Genomic DNA, 15798 nt, shown 5'->3' with positions numbered 1-15798 from the left:
GAGGGAATCCGGTGCCTTTCAGCGCATCTCGCCAGCGGGGGCGGCGAAGCCGCGGCCGCGCTTGGGTTCGGGCGGCAGGGGCCGCAGCGTGGCGACGGTGAGCTGGTCATCGCCGAAGTACTTGGCGGCCACCGCCTGCACCTGCGCCGCCGTCACGGCCTGCAGCCGGGCGACGATGCGCTCGCTGGCGTCGAGCGGCAGGCCCTGGATCCAGTTGCTGCCGAGTTCACGCGCCTGCGCCATCACCGAATCGCGCTTGTAGGTTTCGCTCGCCACCCACTGCGTCTTGACGCGGGCCAGCTCGGCCTCGCCGACGCCCTCTTTCGCCACGCGCGCCACCTGGGCGCGCAGTGCGGCCTCGACCGTCTCGGCCGTCTTGCCGGCGGCCGGCACGCCGTCGAGCATGAAGAGCTGCGGACCGCGACCGACGAAGCCCGCGTACGCGCCCGCCGAATCGGCCACGCGGCCGGGGCCTTGCGTGAGCGCGCGGTCGAGCCGCGCACCGGCGTAGCCGTCGAGCACGGCCGAGAGCACCACCAGCGCCCAGGCGTCGCTGCTGGCGTCGTCGATGTTCGTGAGCTGCGGCACGCGGAAAGCGAGCGACACGTACGCCTGCTCGGCCGGGGCCTTGAACTCGAGGCGGCGGATGCCGCGCTGCGCGGGCTCGGTGCGCGGCTTGCGCTCCGGCACGGCGCGCGCGGGGATGCTGCCGTAGTACTTCTCGGCCAGCGCACGCACGCGCGCCACGTCGACATCGCCGGCCACCACGAGCACGGCGTTGGCCGGCACGTACCAGCGCTGGAAGAAGGCGCGCGCGTCGGCGGGCGTCATCGATTCGAGGTCGCTCATCCAGCCCACCACCGGGCGGCGGTAGGGCGACGAGGTGAAGACGGCCGCGTTCTGCTGCTCGCCGAGCAGCGCGCGCGGCTGGTCCTCGGTGCGCAGGCGGCGCTCTTCCTTGACCACTTCGATCTCGCGCTTGAACTCGTCGTCGGGCCACTGGTTGTTGGCGAAGCGGTCCGATTCGAGCTTCATCACCTGTTCGAGGCTGCCGACCGGAATCTGCTGGTAGTAGCCCGTGGCGTCGCGCATGGTGAAGGCGTTTTCCTGCCCGCCCAGCGCCGCCACGCGGCGCGAGAACTCGCCGGGCGGCACAGTCTTCGTGCCCTTGAACAGCATGTGCTCCAGCACGTGCGCCACGCCGGTGGTGCCATCGACCTCGTCCATGGAGCCGACTCGCACCCAGACCATCTGCACCGCGGTCGGCGAGCGCCGGTCGGGCTGCACGATCACGGTCATGCCGTTGGCGAGGGTGAATTGCTGGGGGCCCGGGGCCGCGGCGGCGGAGGCCGACGCGGCGGAAGCGGGGGTGGACTGGGCCAGCGCGGGCACGGTCCACAGCGCCGAAAGCGCCAGGGCCAGCACCGCACCAGACGCAGCGCGGCGTGGCGAGAGGTGTTTCATAGAATGGGTCGGATTGTAAAAAGCTCCCGATGTTCAGTTTCTTCAAGAAAAAACCACCTGCCGATGCCCAGGTGACACCGGCCCCGCCGCCGACCACCGAACCCGCGCCGCCCCCGGCCGCGGAAGCCGCACCGGCACGCTCGGTGTTCTCGCCGTCGAGCTGGTTCGGGTCGAAGCCGACGGCGGAAGCGCCTGCGCCTGTTCCTGCGCCGCCCCCCACACCCGCACCGATTCCCGAGCCGACGCCTGCCGCGCCTGCAGTTGCTCCGGCGCCCGTGGTGGCACCAGCGCCCGCGTCGCTGCCTGTGCCGACGCCCGCGCCAGTTCCAGTCGCCGCACCGGCGCCGATCCCTGCGCCAGTACCCGTTCCGGCACCTGCTCCCGCACCCGTCATCGCACCGCCGCCCCCTCCGGCGCCCGTGCCCGCACCGCCTCCCGCACCTGTCGCCGTTGTTGTCGAGCCGCCCGCTATCGCCACCGAACGCAAGAGCTGGTTCGACAAGCTCAAGACCGGCCTGCGCAAGACCGGCACCGGCATCCAGGCCGTGTTCGTCAATGCGCAGATCGACGACGCGCTGTATGAAGAACTCGAATCGGCGCTCCTGATGGCCGACACCGGCGTCAAGGCCACCGAGTACCTGCTCGACGACCTGAAGGTGCGCGTCAAGCGCCAGATGGCCACCGACGCCGCGCAGGTCAAGCTGCTGCTGGCCGATGCCGTCACCGACCTGCTCAAGCCGCTCGAGAAGCCGCTGGTCATCGGCGAGTACACGCCCACCGTGATCATGGTGGCCGGCGTCAACGGCGCGGGCAAGACCACCTCCATCGGCAAGCTCACCAAGCACCTGGCCACCGAAGGCGCCTCGGTGCTGCTGGCCGCGGCCGACACCTTCCGCGCCGCGGCGCGCGAGCAGTTGCTGGTCTGGGCCGACCGCAACACCGTCGAGATCGTCAGCAACGAAGGCGGCGATCCGTCGGCCGTGAGCTTCGATGCCGTGAACGCCGGCAAGGCGCGCGGCAAGGACGTGGTGCTGGTCGACACGGCGGGCCGCCTGCCGACGCAGCTGCACCTGATGGACGAGTTGAAGAAGATCAAGCGCGTCGTCACCAAGGCCGACGCCACCGCGCCGCACGAGGTGCTGCTGGTGATCGACGGCAACACCGGCCAGAACGCGCTCGCGCAGGTCAGGGCCTTCGACGAAACGCTGGGCCTCACGGGCCTCATCGTGACCAAGCTCGACGGCACCGCCAAGGGCGGCGTGCTGTGCGCCATCGCGCGTGAGCGGCCCATTCCGGTGTACTTCATCGGCGTGGGCGAAAAGCTCGAAGACCTCGAGACCTTCAACGCCCGCGAGTTCGCGCAAGCACTGCTGGGCTGAGCGAAGAAGCTTTCGCTTTTCGCTTCGGATAAAAAAAACGGCCCCCGGCTTTCGCCGGAGGCCGTCAGCTCCCTGTCTTTCTTATTTCTCCCTTGTATTCCCCCTGCGTGTGGCCTGTGCGGCGTCGCTCTTCGTGTGCGAAGGCACCGGTGGTCGACGCCTGCAATACCCCTGATTTCGCTTCCCTGAGAACCGAAATTACGACGGGAAGCGAAAGCCCGGCAGTGCCAAAAGTCATTGCACCTGTGCCCATCGGAACCGATCGGTACGCAATGAACTACAACGTATTCACTTTCAGCCGCAGGCTGTGTGCGAAACGCTACGGTGTCGGCACCAGCTCGGCCATGGCCTGCAGCAGCGCGTCGGGCGCCACGGGCTTGAACAGCACCGGCACGCCCGACTCACGCACGCGCTGCAGACGGTCGGGCGAGGTCTCGCCGGTGATCAGCAGCAGCGGCAGCTCGGTGCCCGCGTGCCGTCTCAGGCGCAGGCCGGCGTCGAGGCCGTCGACGCCGTCGGCCAGGCGGTAGTCGCACATCAAGAGGCCAAAGGGCCGGCCCTCGGCGCGGGCCTGGTGCAGCGCATCGGCCGCGGCAGCTTCGTCGGCGACGGCGTGTGCGTCGATCGCGTGCGAGCGCAGCAGGCCGGTCATGGCTTCTCGGATTTCGAGTTCGTCGTCCATCAGCAGCACGCGACCGGGCAGCGTGGCGGCGCGGCGGCGCGCAGCCAGCTCGACGCTGCCGGCCGGGAACGGACCCACGAGCGCGCTGACCTGCGGCGGCACGGTCGGCAGCACGACGCGGAAGTGCGTGCCCCGGCCCGGACGCGAATGCATCTGCACCGGGTGGCCCAGGAGCCGCGACAGGCGACGCACGATCGACAGGCCGATGCCCAGCCCGCGCGCACGGTCGCGGCCCGGGTTATCGATTTGATAGAACTCTTCGAAGATGCGGTGCGACTGCTCGGGCGCGATGCCGATGCCGGTGTCGCGCACCTCGATCCACACGGTGTCGCCACGGTCGCGCGCCGTGACGGTCACGCCGCCCTGCACGGTGTACTTCAGGGCGTTGTCCATCAGGTTGGACAGCATGCGGTGCAGCAGCTGCGGATCGCTGCGCACCCACAGGCCGCTGGCGCGCACGCGCAGCTGCAGCTCCTTCTGCTCGGCCTGCGCCGAGAAGGTGTGGTTGAGCGGCAGGAACAGCGCATCGAGCTCGACCGGCTGCGGCGACGGCGTGATGACGCCCGCGTCGAGCCGGGACACATCGAGCATGGTGTCGAGCGATGCGCCCAGCGCGTTCACGGCGCGCATCAGGCGCTCGGCGTTGCGGCTCTCGGGACGGCCGCGCAGTTCGTTCTCGAGCGCGGCGCCGAACAGCGCGATGGCGTGCAGCGGCTGGCGCAGGTCGTGGCTGGCGGCGCCGAGGAAGCGGGTCTTTTCTTCGCTGGCGCGTTCGGTGGCGGCGATCTGCTCGCCCAGGCGTGCGGCCAGTGCCTCGTTCTCGAAACGCAGCATGAGCGAGTCGGTCAGCAGCCGGTGCTGGCGCACGCCGGCGTGCAGCGTGAGCATCAAGTAGGCCGAGCCGGCTGCGGCCAGGAACAGGTGCAGGCCGTCGCCTTGCCAGGCCAGCGCGATGATCATGCCCAGCGACATGGGCAGCGTGTAGCCGAACAGCGCGGGCTTGAGCGGCCACAGCGACTGCGCGGCGCGCGCGCAACTGCCGACGATCACGGCCATCAACAGCGAGGTCATGGGCATGTTCTCGTGCGGCACGATGAACCAGGGCACCACCGCCGTGATCATGCTGACCAGCGTGACCATGCGCGAGATCTTGCGCGCCCAGTACGGGCTCTCCGAGGGCGGGCGGGCGGATGTCCAGCGCGGCGTGAAGAAGATGTAGATGTCGACCGCCACCAGCGCCGCCATCCAGAACAGCAGGCGTGCGTCGCTGAGCTGCGAGTAGATGATGCAGCCGAACACGATCACGAAGCCCAGGTGGGTCAGCGTGGAAATACCGTAGGTGTCGTAGACCGAGCCGACGTGCTCGCGCAGCACGCGCTGGCTCAGCAGCTGGCCGGCAGCGGCATCGCCGCGGCCCGCCAGCGTGGCGCCGCTCAACGCAGCATGCTGATCAGCTGGGCGCGCGAGCGCATGCCGAACAGCAGGAGGATGGTCGAGACATGGTTCTTCACCGTGCCTTCGCTCAGGTTGGCCAGTTGTGCGATCTCCTTGTTCGCCTTGCCTTCGAGCACCCACTGCAGCACCTGCATCTGGCGCGGCGTGAGTTCCTGCCAGGCGCTGGCATGCGCGAACTCCGCATAGCCCGAGAGCGACTTGGGCAGCGCCGCGGGCGGCAACGGCTGCGGCGGCGTGCCGTCGGCCTCGAACAGGCCGCACGCGCGGATGAAGCCCACCATCTCCTTCAGGTCGGCGGACTTCGGCAGGAAGGCACTGGCACCGAGTGCGAGCGCGCCCTGCGCCAGCGTGCTGTTGGCGGTGCCCGAGAGCACGACGACGCGCGCCGCCGGAAAGCGCAGCCGGAACTCGGCCAGGCCGCTGAGCCCGTGCGTGTCGGGCAGCGCGAGGTCGAGCAGCACGAGACCGATGGCCGCCTCGTTCGCTGCGTAGAGCGCGAGCGCGTCAGCGATGTTGCCGGCCTCGAACACCGAGATGCGCGCGCCCGAGGTGGCGGCCTGGGCCTGCACCAGCGCGCTCACGCCCAGGCGCAGCAGGTCGTGATCGTCCACCACCAGGATCGCGCCGGACACGCCCGCGGGCGCACCGGTGTCGGTGAGGGGCAGCGGGGGTGCGGAGGGGGAGTCGAAAGAGGCCACGGATTTGATCTTAGCGGCGCAAGCCCCGGGCGACAGTGCCCTTAGTCATGGCGCCGGGACAGCGCTACTTGCCATGGTGCCGCGCCGTGGGCACCATGGAAGTCCTGCCGCAACGCACGGCGCCCCGGAGACCTGCCATGACCCACACCGCCGCCGCCCCGCTCGCCACCAGCGAGCGCAAGGTCGACCGCCTGCTCGCCCACTACGAGGAGAGCCACCGCCATCCGACCAACGAGCTGATCCACTTCGTGGCCATTCCCGCGATCATGCTGAGCATCGTCGGGCTGCTGTTCGCGATCCATCCGTGGGTGGCCTACGCCTTCGTGGCGGCCAGCCTCGTGTACTACGCGCTGCTGCGCTCGCCGGCCTTCCTCGCCACCATGCTCGCGCTCACGGTGCTGGCGCTGGTGGCGGTGCATGCGATGGGCGCCGCGGTGCTGCCGGTGTCGGCGGCGATCTTCGTGGTGGCGTGGATCTTCCAGTTCGTCGGTCACAAGATCGAAGGCAAGAAGCCGTCGTTCTTCGAGGACATCCAGTACCTCTGGGTCGGCCCGCTGTTCGTGCTGTCGAAGCTGTTCCTGAAGCTCGGCATCCGCTGGTAAACAAAACAGCGGCCTCTGAGAGGGATGGCTTCCCTCGCGTTCTCTGATGCGGCGCGCAGCGCCCGAGCACAAGGGTCCATTCAAGGCGACACGAACGGCTCGGCCTCATAGCCCGGTGCAGCAGCTCCACGAAAGCCGGCGCTGCCGGCAACGCCACGTCGCTGATGCGGTGCACCGCCACGCCCGGCGTCCACGAGTTCATGACCACGGCGCCGGCCAGCGTGGGCAGGTCGGTCATCCGCAGTACCTGGCTGCGCTGCGGAACGCCGAGGCGATCGAGCTGGCGGCGCACGATGCCCATCGTGGTGCCGGTGAGGATCTCGGCCTCGGGCCACACCACCCCTTGGCCGTCCCAGAAAGCCAGGTTCCAGATCGACGCCTCGCCGAGCCGGCCATGCCGGTCGAGGAAGGCCGCGTCGTCGAAGCCCTGCGCGGCGGCCTGGCGCAGCAGCTGCGTCTTGGCGCCTTCGCCGACGTGCTTCACGGATGGCAGGAAGCGCTCGTGTTCGATCGCGGCCAGGGTCAGCGGGCCTGCGGGGCCGTTGGCGGGCGGGCCGGTGCGGATCAGCAGCTCGGGCACCGCGTCGGCCACGGTGAACTCGCCGGCCGGGGAGTAGACGGTGGCCGTGAGCGACAGGTCCGCCGGGCCGGCCGCGAGCGCGGCCCGCAGATGGGCGCGCACCGTGTGGTCGGGCAGCGCCTGGCCGAACAGGGTCTGCGAGGCGAAGCGCAGCCGCGCCAGATGGAGGTCGAGGCCCCGCACCCGGCCCCCGCGCACCTGCATGGCCGTGAAATGGGCGTGGCCGGCGAAGGCCAGCGACGCCAGGGCCTCGGCGGGTGCGGGCTGACCGTTGCGTTGCACGACGAAAGTGGAAGAAGAAGGGGTGCTGGCGGACATGGTTTCGTTGCTTCTGAGGGGGGACCGTTGCGGATGGATCATCAAGTTCCTGAACTATCCCGCGTTGACTTCCCTCTGAGAAACGAATAGTTTTTGGAGAATCATCAAAAATCATTTGAAGATCAATGAACCTCCAACTGATCCCCGGCACCCGCGCCCTGCGCACCTTCGAGGCCGCCGGGCGGCACCTGAACTTCACGCGGGCGCCGAAGAAGTCGGGCTGACGCCGGCGGCCGTGAGCCACCAGATCAAGGAAATCGAAGACCAGCTGGGCGTGGTGCTGTTCACGCGCACCAGCCGCAGCATCCGCCTGACGTCCGCCGGCGCCGTGTGGTTCGAGGCCACCACCGACGCGCTCGACACCCTGCGCCGCGCCGCCGGCCGCGCCCGGCGCATGGCGCGCGGGGCGGCGACGCTGCGCGTGTCGACCAGCGCCCGCTTTGCGACCAACTGGCTGCTGCCCCGGCTGCCGCAGTTCCGCGCCGCGAACCCGGGGCTGGAGCTGGGTTTCGACATTTCCGACGCCCTGCGGGACTTCGACGCCGACGACATCGACGTGGCGATCCGCTTCGGCAACGGGCACGACGCGGGCACGCGCTCGCAGCGCCTGTTCGACACCGTGATCGTGCCGGTCTGCAGCCCCAGGCTGCTCGCCAGCGGCCCCCCGCTGGCAACGCCGCGCGACCTGTTCCAGCACACGCTGGGCTACGTCGACTGGAAGACCGACGGCATGGTCTGGCCGAACTGGCCGATGTGGATGGCCGCCGCCGGCATCGAGGGCTTCGACGACAGCCGCTGCATCGGCTTCGCCGATTCGAGCGACGTGGTGCGCGCCGTCACCGAGAGCGGCATGGTCGGCCTGGCCGACCTGGACATGATCGCCGCCGACCTCGCCCAGGGCCGGCTGGTGCGGCTGTTCGACATCGGCGTGCCCATGGCGGCGGGCTACGCCTACCACCTGGTCTACCCGGAAGGCAGTGCCCGGGACCCGCGCATCCTGGCGTTCCAGGATTGGCTGCTCGGACAAGCGGCACGGACTTGAAAAACGCCAAATGGCATACAAATATCCAGCAATTCGCGACAAAAGCTATCGCAACGATAGAAATGCAAGGGAACCCTTGGCTTAGCACTCCCTCTAACCGAGTGCTAATATGACCGCCACAAAGGAGTTTCCCCTGATGACAACGCTGTCTGGAGTCTCTGCCAACCAGCTGGCCGTCGCCAACCCATGGTCGATGGTCCCCCCGCTGGGTAACCTGGATGCCTACATTTCGGCCGCCAACCGCCTGCCGCTGCTCACGCTCGAAGAAGAGCAGGGCTTCGCACGCAAGTTGCGCGACCAGAACGACCTCGAAGCTGCCGGTGCGCTGATCCTGTCGCACCTGCGCCTGGTCGTCTCCATTTCCCGCCAGTACCTGGGCTACGGGCTGCCGCACGGCGACCTGATCCAGGAAGGCAACGTCGGTCTCATGAAGGCCGTGAAGCGTTTCGACCCCGACCAGGGCGTGCGGCTGGTGAGCTACGCCATGCACTGGATCAAGGCCGAGATCCACGAGTACATCCTGAAGAACTGGCGCATGGTCAAGGTCGCGACGACCAAGGCCCAGCGCAAGCTGTTCTTCAATCTGCGCTCGATGAAGCAGAGTTTCAAGGCCGACTCGGCCGCGGCCGACAACGGCACGCACCGGGAAACGCTGAGCCCCGACGAGGTCTCGCAGATGGCCACGCGCCTGAACGTGAAGCCCGAGGAAGTGCTCGAGATGGAAACCCGCCTGTCGGGTGGTGACGTGCTGCTCGATCCGGGTCCGTCCGATGACGGCGACGAGGGCTTCGGCCCCATCGCCTACCTGGCCGACGCCACGCAGGAACCGACCGCCTTGCTCGAATCGCAGCAGCGCGACCGCCTGTCGAGCGACGGCATCGCCACCGCCCTCGAGGCGCTGGACGACCGCAGCCGCCGCATCGTCGAAGAGCGCTGGCTCAAGGTGAACGACGACGGTTCGGGCGGCATGACGCTGCACGACCTGGCCGCGGTGTACGGCGTGAGCGCCGAGCGCATTCGCCAGATCGAAGTGGCGGCGATGAAGAAGATGAAGAAGGCGCTGGCCGAGTACGCGTAAGCGCAGCGACCGCCCTCCTCCACGAAGAAGCCCGGCAGTGCCGGGCTTTTTTTCGTTCAGGGCGTCAGGGCGTCGACTTGGTCAGCGTGCGCAGCGCCCGCTTCGCGATGTAGCGCGTCTCGGCAACCGGCGACTCGGCCACCCAGCGCGTGCACAGCGTCTCGACCCATTCAGGCTGCGTCTTGCTGGCATCGTTGAGCCAGTTGGCCACCGAGTTCTGCACGTAGCGGTGGCCGTCGGCGCGCAGCGGCTCCAGCAGCGGCAGGGCCAGCCAGGGCTCGGCCTTCAGCGCTTCGATCTGCGCGCACCACACGCCGCGCGGGCGCGTGAGTTCGCTGGCGAAGCGGCGCACGTTCGGATCGGCATCGGCCACCCAGGGCTGCAGCAGCGCCAGCGCCTCGTCGAGCGCGCCGATGACGCTGTCGCGCACGGCCATCCATGCGAACTCGCGCACGCCGAAGTGCGGGTCGGCGGCGAAGCGGCGCACGGCGACGAGCTGCTCTGCGAGCGGCAGGTCCGACAGCGTGATCCACTGCACCGCCCAGCAGCGCGCAACGTCGCTCGCGTGCGTGGCCAGCCGGTGCGCGACGGCGTCGCGCTCGGCATGCGCGGCGGTCATGTCGTACAGCGCCCGCGCGATGTGGCTGTGGCGCTGCATGGGCTTGAAGGCGGCCAGCATGGCGAGCGTGTCGTCCAGCCGTTCGTGCGCCGCGTCGAGGCCGACATGGCCCGCCACGCTGCGTGCGAGCAGCGGCAGTTCGAGTGCAAGAAATTCGTTGAGGTTGACGGTCTCGAGCAGCCCGCCGTTCAGCGCGCCCAGCACCTCGGGTGGAATGAGCGCGATGCGGAACGCGCCCTTGCGCGACTTCAGATGGTCGACCGATGCCATGGCTTGCACACCCGACTCAGGAAGCGAGCAGCGTCTTCAGGTCCGACACCATGGCCGGCACGCCCGCGCCGTAGCGCGCGTAGAGCCGCAGGCGGCCTTGCGGGTCGTAGATGTAGCTCGCGGCCGAGTGGTCCATCGCGTAGCTGGTCGGCGTCTTGCCATCGACCTTCTTGTAATAGACCTTGAAGTCTTTCGCGAGAGCGACGAGTTGCTCGGGCGTGGGGATGAGGGCCACGAAGCTCGGGTCGAACGCGCCCATGTAGGCCTTGAGCACCTCGGGCGTGTCGCGCGCCGGATCGACGGTGACGAACAGCACCTGCAGCTTGCTGCCATCGGCGCCGAGCTGCTGCTTGACCTGCGCCATCTCGGTCATGGTGGTCGGGCAGACGTCGGGGCACTGGACATAGCCGAAGAACAGCACGACCGCCTTGCCCTTGAAGTCGGCCAGCGTGCGCACCTTGCCGTCGGCGTCGGTGAGCGAAAAGTCCTTGGCGTAGTCGGCGCCCGTGATGTCGACCGCCTGGAAGCTCTGCTTCGGTTGCTGCTCGCCGCAGGCCGACAGGCCCAAGCCCAAAGTGGCCGAGGCGGCCACCCAGCCGGCGGTGGCGGCGATCGATTTCAGGGCATTGCGCTTGTTCATGGGCAGACGGTCCGGTCAGCGGAGGTAATGGTCGATGAGCAGCGCCGCGAACAGCACGCTCAGGTGGATGAGCGAAAACCGGAAGGTCTTGCGCGCCAATGCGTCGGAGTAGTTGCGCCACAGCGCGAAGGCATAGCCGGTGAAGCCGATGCTCACGCCGATGGCCACCGCGAGGTAGAGCCAGCCGCTCATGCCGTAGATGAAGGGCATCAGGCAGGCCGCGAACAAAATGAAGGTGTACAGCAGCACCTGCAGCCGCGTGAACTCGTTGCCGTGCGTCACGGGCAGCATCGGCAGGCCGGCCTTGCGGTAGTCCTCGACGCGGTACAGCGCCAGCGCCCAGAAGTGCGGCGGCGTCCACAGGAAGATGATGAGGAACAGGATCAGCGCCTCGGGACCGACGTCACCCGTCATGGCCGACCAGCCCAGCACCGGCGGCATGGCGCCCGAGGCGCCGCCGATCACGATGTTCTGCGGCGTCAGCGGCTTCAGGATGACGGTGTAGATCACCGCGTAGCCGACGAAGGTGGCGAAGGTGAGCCACATGGTGAGCGGGTTGACCGTGAACCACAGCAGCGCCGAGCCGGCCGCGCACAGCAGGGCCGAGAACACCAGCGCCTGCATGTCGCTGAGCTGCCCGCGCGCCGTGGGACGCCAGGCGGTGCGCTTCATCTTGGCGTCGATGCCCTTCTCGACCAGGCAGTTGAACGCCGCGGCCGCGCCGGCCACGAGCCAGATGCCGATGCAGGCCAGCACGCCGCGTTGCACGTCGGCCCACGACGGCAGGCCGGGCACGGCCAGCACCATGCCGATGAGCGCGCAGAACACGATCAGCTGCACCACGCGCGGCTTGGTGAGCGCGTAGAACTGGCGCAGCACGTTGGCGGTGCTGGCGTGCTGAACAGGAATCGGGGTGCTCACGCGGTGGCTTTCTTCGGGTTGGGGGTGCCGCGCGCATTGTCGACGGCGCGCGGAATCGGTGCAGCCGATCCAGCGACAACGCTTTCGCGGCGGCTTTCGCACAGCGCCCAGGTCAAGGCTACCGCCAACGCCGCGGCGCCGCCGGTGTGGAGCACGGCCGCGGCCAGCGGCCAGCCGAGCAGCACGTTGCCCAGGCCCGTGGCCAGCTGCAGCAGCGCCAGGCCGGCCAGCCAGTGCGCCTGTGCGCGCAGCGCCTCGAGGCGGCGCAGGCGCCAGGCCAGCAGGCCGAGCGCCACGAACACGACGTACGCCATGAGGCGGTGCGCGTAGTGGATAGCGGTGAGCGCGGAAAAGTCGAGCGGCTGACCATCGCCGGTCACGCCCAGATGGCGCCAGATCTCGAAGCCCTGCACAAAATTCATCGACGGCCACCAGCTGTCCTGGCAGGTCGGGAACTGCGTGCAGGCCAGCACCGCGTAGTTGGTGCTGACCCAGCCGCCGAGCGCGATCTGCAGCACCAGCAGCACCGCCGTGGCGATCAGCCCGTTGCGCAGCGCCGGCGACACGGCCGTGGGCAAGCGCTGCGCCGCCACCTGGCGGTAGCGCACGGCCTGGATGCACAGCAGCGCGAGCAGCACGATGGCGCCCATCAGGTGCATCGTGACGATGGCGGGGAACAGCTTCCAGGTGACGGTCATGGCACCGAAGGCACCCTGCAGGCAGACCCAGACCAGCGTGGCCGCGGGCCACCAGGCGCTGAGCACGACGTGGTGGTGCGCGCTGTCGACCGGCGGCGCGGGCTGGCGCCGCTGGCGGCGGCGCACGATCCAAGTGGCGCCCGCGAGCGTGAGGATCAGCACCCCGACGCCGGTCGCGAGGTAGCGGTGGACCATCTCGATCCAGGCCTTGCTGTGCGTCACCGGGCCGGTCGGCTGGGCCGCCTGCGCCATGGCGATCTCGTGGCGCGCGCCGGCCGGGCTGGCGTTGCCGTAGCAGCCGGGCCAGTCGGGGCAGCCCAGACCCGAATCGGTGAGCCGCGTGAAGGCGCCGAAGAGCGTGAGGTCGAAGGTAAGGAACAGCGTGAGCACGGTCAGCGCATGCAGCCGCCGCGCCGGGCCGGAGCCGGGGTTGCGGCGCCACACCCAGACCAGCGGGCCGAGCGCGAGCAGCACGCCGGCGGCCATCATCCAGGCGATCGGCGTGAGGTCGTAGAGGGAGCGCGTGTCCATCGGGCGATTGTTCGTGCGGGGCTCAGCGGCCCGCTTCGTCCCACGAGGACGAGGCACGCAGCAGGCGGTCGATGTCGCGCTTGGCGCGGCTCGCGCCGGCGGCGTCCATGCGGGCCGGGAAACGCATCATCCAGTTGCCCATCGGATCGACCACGTAGAGGTGCTCGGGCAGCGTGTGGCCCTTCACGGGCGCGAGCCAGCGGGCGAGTTGGTCGGCCGGCACGCGCAGCACGGTCGCGCCGTGCAGGCCGTTGGTCAGGCGCTCGGGCACGGGCGCCGCGTCGCTCACGAGCCAGACGCGGTCGAGGCGGTCTTTTTCGCGGCCCAGGCTCTCGCGCAACTGGCGCTGCAGGTACAGCTGCTGCTCGCACAGCGCGTCGCAAGCTGCGTCGGCCACCGCCACCAGCAGCCACTGGCCCTTGAGCGTGGCCAGCTCGACCGGCGCGCCGTTGCGGTCGGTCGCCGTGAGGCGGGGCATCTCGTGCTGCGGATCGATCAGCTCGCCGTACACGCTGCGGCCCTCGGGCCGGATCACGTAGTAGGTGAAGTACGAGGCGATGACGGGTGCCGCGCACATCAGCAGCACGGCGATCATCTTCCAGCGCCCGTGGACCGTGCGGCGGTTCTCGGCTTCGTCGAGCGCCTGGCCCGGCGACGGCATCGAGTGCACCGTCAGGCCCAGCGGCTCGTCAGAGGCTGCGGCCATCGCGTGCGCGGCGCCGCGCGCGCCGGAAGGGGGAGATGAATTGGAACCAGACATAGAGGATGACAACGAGGGCCGAGAGGCCGAACCACTGGAATGCGTAACCGTAGTGCCTCTCCAGGCCCAACGCCGGGGCCGGCCAGTCGCGCTGCAGGCCCTCGGACGCCGGCCCGCTCTGCTGCAGCGACACGTCGGTGCGCAGCGGCAGCTGGGTCTCGGCACGGAATGCCTCCAGGTCGAGATTTTGCCGGATGGGGGAAGACCCCTGAATGCCCGGTGCCGGAGCGGTGGGGCCGGACGTGGCCTGCGCCGCCGGGGCCGGCGCGGGGGCCGATGCAACGGGCGCCGGTGCGGCCTTGGCGCCGAGTTCGAACAGATGGCTCGGCGGCGGCTCGATCAGCGCCGTGAGTTCGACGATGCCGGGCGGCGTCTCGACCACGCCGAGCTGTGTGCGGTCGACAAAATTGCGCTGCACCCAGCCGCGCTGGACCATCACGGTCTGCTCGCTGCCTTCGAGTGCGAACGGCGTCAGCACGTAGAAGCCCGGCGTGCCGTGCATCTGACGGTTGTCCAGGTAGACCGTCTGCGCCGTGAGCCACAGGCCGCGCAGCTGCACCGGCCGGTGCAGCTCGCCGACCGCTTCGCCCAGCGCCAAGAACTCCGCCTGCGACAGCGGGGCTTTTTGCTTCTGCGCGTCGATGCGGGCCTGCAGCGCTTCTTTCTGTGCGGCGCGCGAGAGCTGCCAGCGGCCCAGCGACACCGTCGCTCCCAGCGCCAGCACAGCCGCCAACGTGACGATCAGAAAACGGCCCCGGCCTGCGCGTCTGCGCGGCGTGACAGAGGAAACAAGGGGCTCGGAAGGCGCGGGGGTCACTGGAGCGGACGGGGCGTGCGGCCGATAATGCGGGTCATGAAATACTTCGTCGCCCTGATCTTTCTGGGCATCTTCGCGAGCCTCGCCTTCGCGCTCTACTTCATGCTGAAGGACGGTCGCGACGGGCAAAACAAGCGCGGCGGCATGGCCCGCGCGCTCACCTTTCGGATCGGCCTGTCGGTCTTTTTGTTCCTGTGCATGCTGCTGGCCTGGAAACTCGGCTACATCCAGCCCACCGGGCTCCCGCTCGGGAAGTAACAGATGGTGCTCGTTCCACGAGAACCATGAAAAAGGCGCCTTACGGCGCCTTTTTTCTGGAATGCCGTGAGGTTTGTCGCTCAAAGCCAATAGACCAGCACGTAGAGGCCCAGCCAGACCACGTCCACGAAGTGCCAGTACCAGGCCGCGCCTTCGAAGCCGAAGTGACGCTCGGCCGTGAAGTGGCCCTTCTGCAGGCGCAGCGTGATGAACAGCAGCATCAGCATGCCGATGAACACGTGCAGGCCGTGGAAGCCGGTCAGCATGAAGAAGGTCGAACCGTAGGTGCCCGAGCTGAGCTTGAGGTTCAGTTCGGTGTACAGGTGGTAGTACTCGTAGCCCTGCACGCCCAGGAAGATCACGCCCAGCACCACGGTGAGCCACATGAAGCGGATGCACTGTGCACGGTGGTCGGCGCGCAGCGCGTGGTGGGCGATGGTCAGCGTCACGCCCGAGCTCAGCAGCAGCGCGGTGTTGATGGTCGGCAGCCAGAACGGGCCGACGGTCTGGAAGGGCTCGATGATGCCGGCCGGCGAACCGGTGACACCGGCGGCGACGCTGGGCCACACGGCCTTGAAGTCGGGCCAGAGGATCGCGTTGTCCAGGCTGCCGAGCGTCGGCAGCGCGTGGGTGCGGGCCCACCACAGCGCCGTGAAGAAGGCGCCGAAGAACATCACTTCCGAGAAGATGAACCAGCTCATGCTCCAGCGGTACGAGAGGTCGATCTTGTGGCCGTACTGGCCGCTCTCGCTCTCGCCGACGGCGGCACGGAACCACACGAAGAGCGTGCCGAGCCAGATCACCATGCCCAGCAGCAGCGACCAGGCGCCCCACTGGTGGCTGTTGATCCATTGCCCCGCGCCGAGGATCACGAAGAACAAGCCGATCGCGGACACGACCGGGTAGGCCGAGGGTCCGGGCACGAAGTAGTAGGGCGTGGTGCCGTGGGTGGTTGAACTCATATCAGCTCCTGGCTTTCTTTCTTC

Annotated in this window: 14 protein-coding genes and 2 pseudogenes; 5 read left to right on the top strand and 11 right to left on the bottom strand. The window is 68.8% G+C overall.

Translation table 11 applies throughout. The features are described from left to right. Positions 1-18 precede the first annotated feature (18 nt). On the bottom strand, positions 19-1464 hold the full coding sequence (locus GFK26_RS12195) for a M16 family metallopeptidase (RefSeq protein WP_153282192.1): 1446 nt from the start codon (positions 1462-1464) through the stop codon (positions 19-21). Positions 1465-1493: 29 nt separating this feature from the next. On the opposite strand from GFK26_RS12195, the gene ftsY reads away from it, so the two are divergent. Continuing rightward, entirely contained in the window at positions 1494-2843 is a 1350-nt protein-coding gene (gene ftsY / locus GFK26_RS12190) for a signal recognition particle-docking protein FtsY (protein ID WP_194274072.1), read from the top strand. Between the two features lie 319 nt (positions 2844-3162). Here the strand turns inward: ftsY and GFK26_RS12185 are convergent, their stop codons facing one another. Together GFK26_RS12185 and GFK26_RS12180 are read right to left on the bottom strand one after the other, a co-directional pair. After that, positions 3163-4962, bottom strand: a complete 1800-nt coding sequence (locus tag GFK26_RS12185; RefSeq protein WP_228121983.1) for a hybrid sensor histidine kinase/response regulator — start codon at positions 4960-4962, stop codon at positions 3163-3165. Continuing rightward, positions 4959-5678: a response regulator transcription factor gene (locus GFK26_RS12180; RefSeq protein ID WP_153282191.1), complete on the bottom strand. Its 720-nt coding sequence runs from the start codon at positions 5676-5678 to the stop codon at positions 4959-4961. Before GFK26_RS12180 ends, GFK26_RS12185 begins: the two co-directional genes overlap by 4 nt. A 137-nt stretch (positions 5679-5815) precedes the next feature. Between GFK26_RS12180 and GFK26_RS12175 the strand changes: the two genes are divergently transcribed. Next, positions 5816-6280, top strand: coding sequence for a DUF962 domain-containing protein (locus GFK26_RS12175; RefSeq protein ID WP_153282190.1), 465 nt, complete (start codon positions 5816-5818; stop codon positions 6278-6280). An 80-nt stretch (positions 6281-6360) separates the two neighbouring features. Here the strand turns inward: GFK26_RS12175 and GFK26_RS12170 are convergent. Beyond that, positions 6361-7178: pseudogene (locus GFK26_RS12170) on the bottom strand (aminotransferase class IV family protein). A gap of 125 nt (positions 7179-7303) precedes the next feature. Here GFK26_RS12170 and GFK26_RS12165 point away from each other — a divergent pair. Both GFK26_RS12165 and rpoH read left to right on the top strand, forming a co-directional pair. Beyond that, positions 7304-8220, top strand: a pseudogene (locus GFK26_RS12165) (LysR substrate-binding domain-containing protein). A 136-nt stretch (positions 8221-8356) separates the two neighbouring features. After that, positions 8357-9298 (top strand): RNA polymerase sigma factor RpoH, encoded by a 942-nt coding sequence (rpoH, locus tag GFK26_RS12160; protein ID WP_099792678.1) that lies wholly within the window; start codon positions 8357-8359, stop codon positions 9296-9298. 64 nt (positions 9299-9362) lie between these two features. Here rpoH and GFK26_RS12155 read toward each other — a convergent pair whose 3' ends face one another. From GFK26_RS12155 to GFK26_RS12130, 6 genes are read right to left on the bottom strand one after another with little or no spacing between them, the layout of a single operon-like run. After that, on the bottom strand, positions 9363-10187 hold the full coding sequence (locus GFK26_RS12155; protein WP_153282189.1) for a DNA alkylation repair protein: 825 nt from the start codon (positions 10185-10187) through the stop codon (positions 9363-9365). 16 nt (positions 10188-10203) lie between these two features. After that, positions 10204-10827, bottom strand: a complete 624-nt coding sequence (locus GFK26_RS12150) for an SCO family protein (RefSeq protein ID WP_153282188.1) — start codon at positions 10825-10827, stop codon at positions 10204-10206. Positions 10828-10842: 15 nt separating this feature from the next. Beyond that, positions 10843-11748: a heme o synthase gene (gene cyoE, locus GFK26_RS12145; RefSeq protein ID WP_153282187.1), complete on the bottom strand. Its 906-nt coding sequence runs from the start codon at positions 11746-11748 to the stop codon at positions 10843-10845. Next, on the bottom strand, positions 11745-12977 hold the full coding sequence (locus GFK26_RS12140) for a COX15/CtaA family protein (RefSeq protein WP_153282186.1): 1233 nt from the start codon (positions 12975-12977) through the stop codon (positions 11745-11747). The genes cyoE and GFK26_RS12140 overlap by 4 nt, the downstream gene beginning before the upstream one ends. A 22-nt stretch (positions 12978-12999) precedes the next feature. Then, complete coding sequence (locus tag GFK26_RS12135) at positions 13000-13683, bottom strand: hypothetical protein (RefSeq protein ID WP_153282185.1); 684 nt, start codon at positions 13681-13683, stop codon at positions 13000-13002. Continuing rightward, the gene (locus GFK26_RS12130; RefSeq protein ID WP_416222552.1) at positions 13667-14554 is read right to left on the bottom strand and encodes an SURF1 family protein; all 888 of its coding nucleotides are present in this window, start codon (positions 14552-14554) and stop codon (positions 13667-13669) included. Before GFK26_RS12130 ends, GFK26_RS12135 begins: the two co-directional genes overlap by 17 nt. A 27-nt stretch (positions 14555-14581) precedes the next feature. On the opposite strand from GFK26_RS12130, the gene GFK26_RS12125 reads away from it, so the two are divergent. Then, entirely contained in the window at positions 14582-14812 is a 231-nt protein-coding gene (locus GFK26_RS12125) for a twin transmembrane helix small protein (RefSeq protein ID WP_062481367.1), read from the top strand. Positions 14813-14892: 80 nt separating this feature from the next. On the opposite strand, the gene GFK26_RS12120 is transcribed toward GFK26_RS12125, so the two are convergent. Then, positions 14893-15774 carry a cytochrome c oxidase subunit 3 gene (locus GFK26_RS12120; RefSeq protein WP_153282184.1) on the bottom strand — a complete coding sequence of 294 codons (882 nt, stop codon included), beginning with the start codon at positions 15772-15774 and terminating at the stop codon, positions 14893-14895. Positions 15775-15798: the final 24 nt, after the last annotated feature.

Origin of the sequence: Variovorax paradoxus, assembly GCF_009498455.1 — a bacterium.
GTDB classification, from domain to species: Bacteria; Pseudomonadota; Gammaproteobacteria; order Burkholderiales; family Burkholderiaceae_C; genus Variovorax; species Variovorax paradoxus_H.
The sequence above is the reverse complement of the archived record's forward strand: the minus strand, read 5'-3'. Positions and strand labels throughout refer to the sequence as shown.

What these genes read in the sequence shown, in the direction of transcription:
- GFK26_RS12125 (WP_062481367.1), top strand. Translation starts at nt 14,582, where the DNA reads ATGCGGGTCATGAAATACTTCGTCGCCCTGATCTTTCTGGGCATCTTC.
- GFK26_RS12120 (WP_153282184.1), bottom strand. Translation starts at nt 15,774, where the DNA reads ATGAGTTCAACCACCCACGGCACCACGCCCTACTACTTCGTGCCCGGA.
- GFK26_RS12140 (WP_153282186.1), bottom strand. Translation starts at nt 12,977, where the DNA reads ATGGACACGCGCTCCCTCTACGACCTCACGCCGATCGCCTGGATGATG.
- rpoH (WP_099792678.1), top strand. Translation starts at nt 8,357, where the DNA reads ATGACAACGCTGTCTGGAGTCTCTGCCAACCAGCTGGCCGTCGCCAAC.
- GFK26_RS12150 (WP_153282188.1), bottom strand. Translation starts at nt 10,827, where the DNA reads ATGAACAAGCGCAATGCCCTGAAATCGATCGCCGCCACCGCCGGCTGG.
- GFK26_RS12155 (WP_153282189.1), bottom strand. Translation starts at nt 10,187, where the DNA reads ATGGCATCGGTCGACCATCTGAAGTCGCGCAAGGGCGCGTTCCGCATC.
- GFK26_RS12175 (WP_153282190.1), top strand. Translation starts at nt 5,816, where the DNA reads ATGACCCACACCGCCGCCGCCCCGCTCGCCACCAGCGAGCGCAAGGTC.
- GFK26_RS12195 (WP_153282192.1), bottom strand. Translation starts at nt 1,464, where the DNA reads ATGAAACACCTCTCGCCACGCCGCGCTGCGTCTGGTGCGGTGCTGGCC.
- ftsY (WP_194274072.1), top strand. Translation starts at nt 1,494, where the DNA reads ATGTTCAGTTTCTTCAAGAAAAAACCACCTGCCGATGCCCAGGTGACA.
- GFK26_RS12135 (WP_153282185.1), bottom strand. Translation starts at nt 13,683, where the DNA reads ATGGCCGCAGCCTCTGACGAGCCGCTGGGCCTGACGGTGCACTCGATG.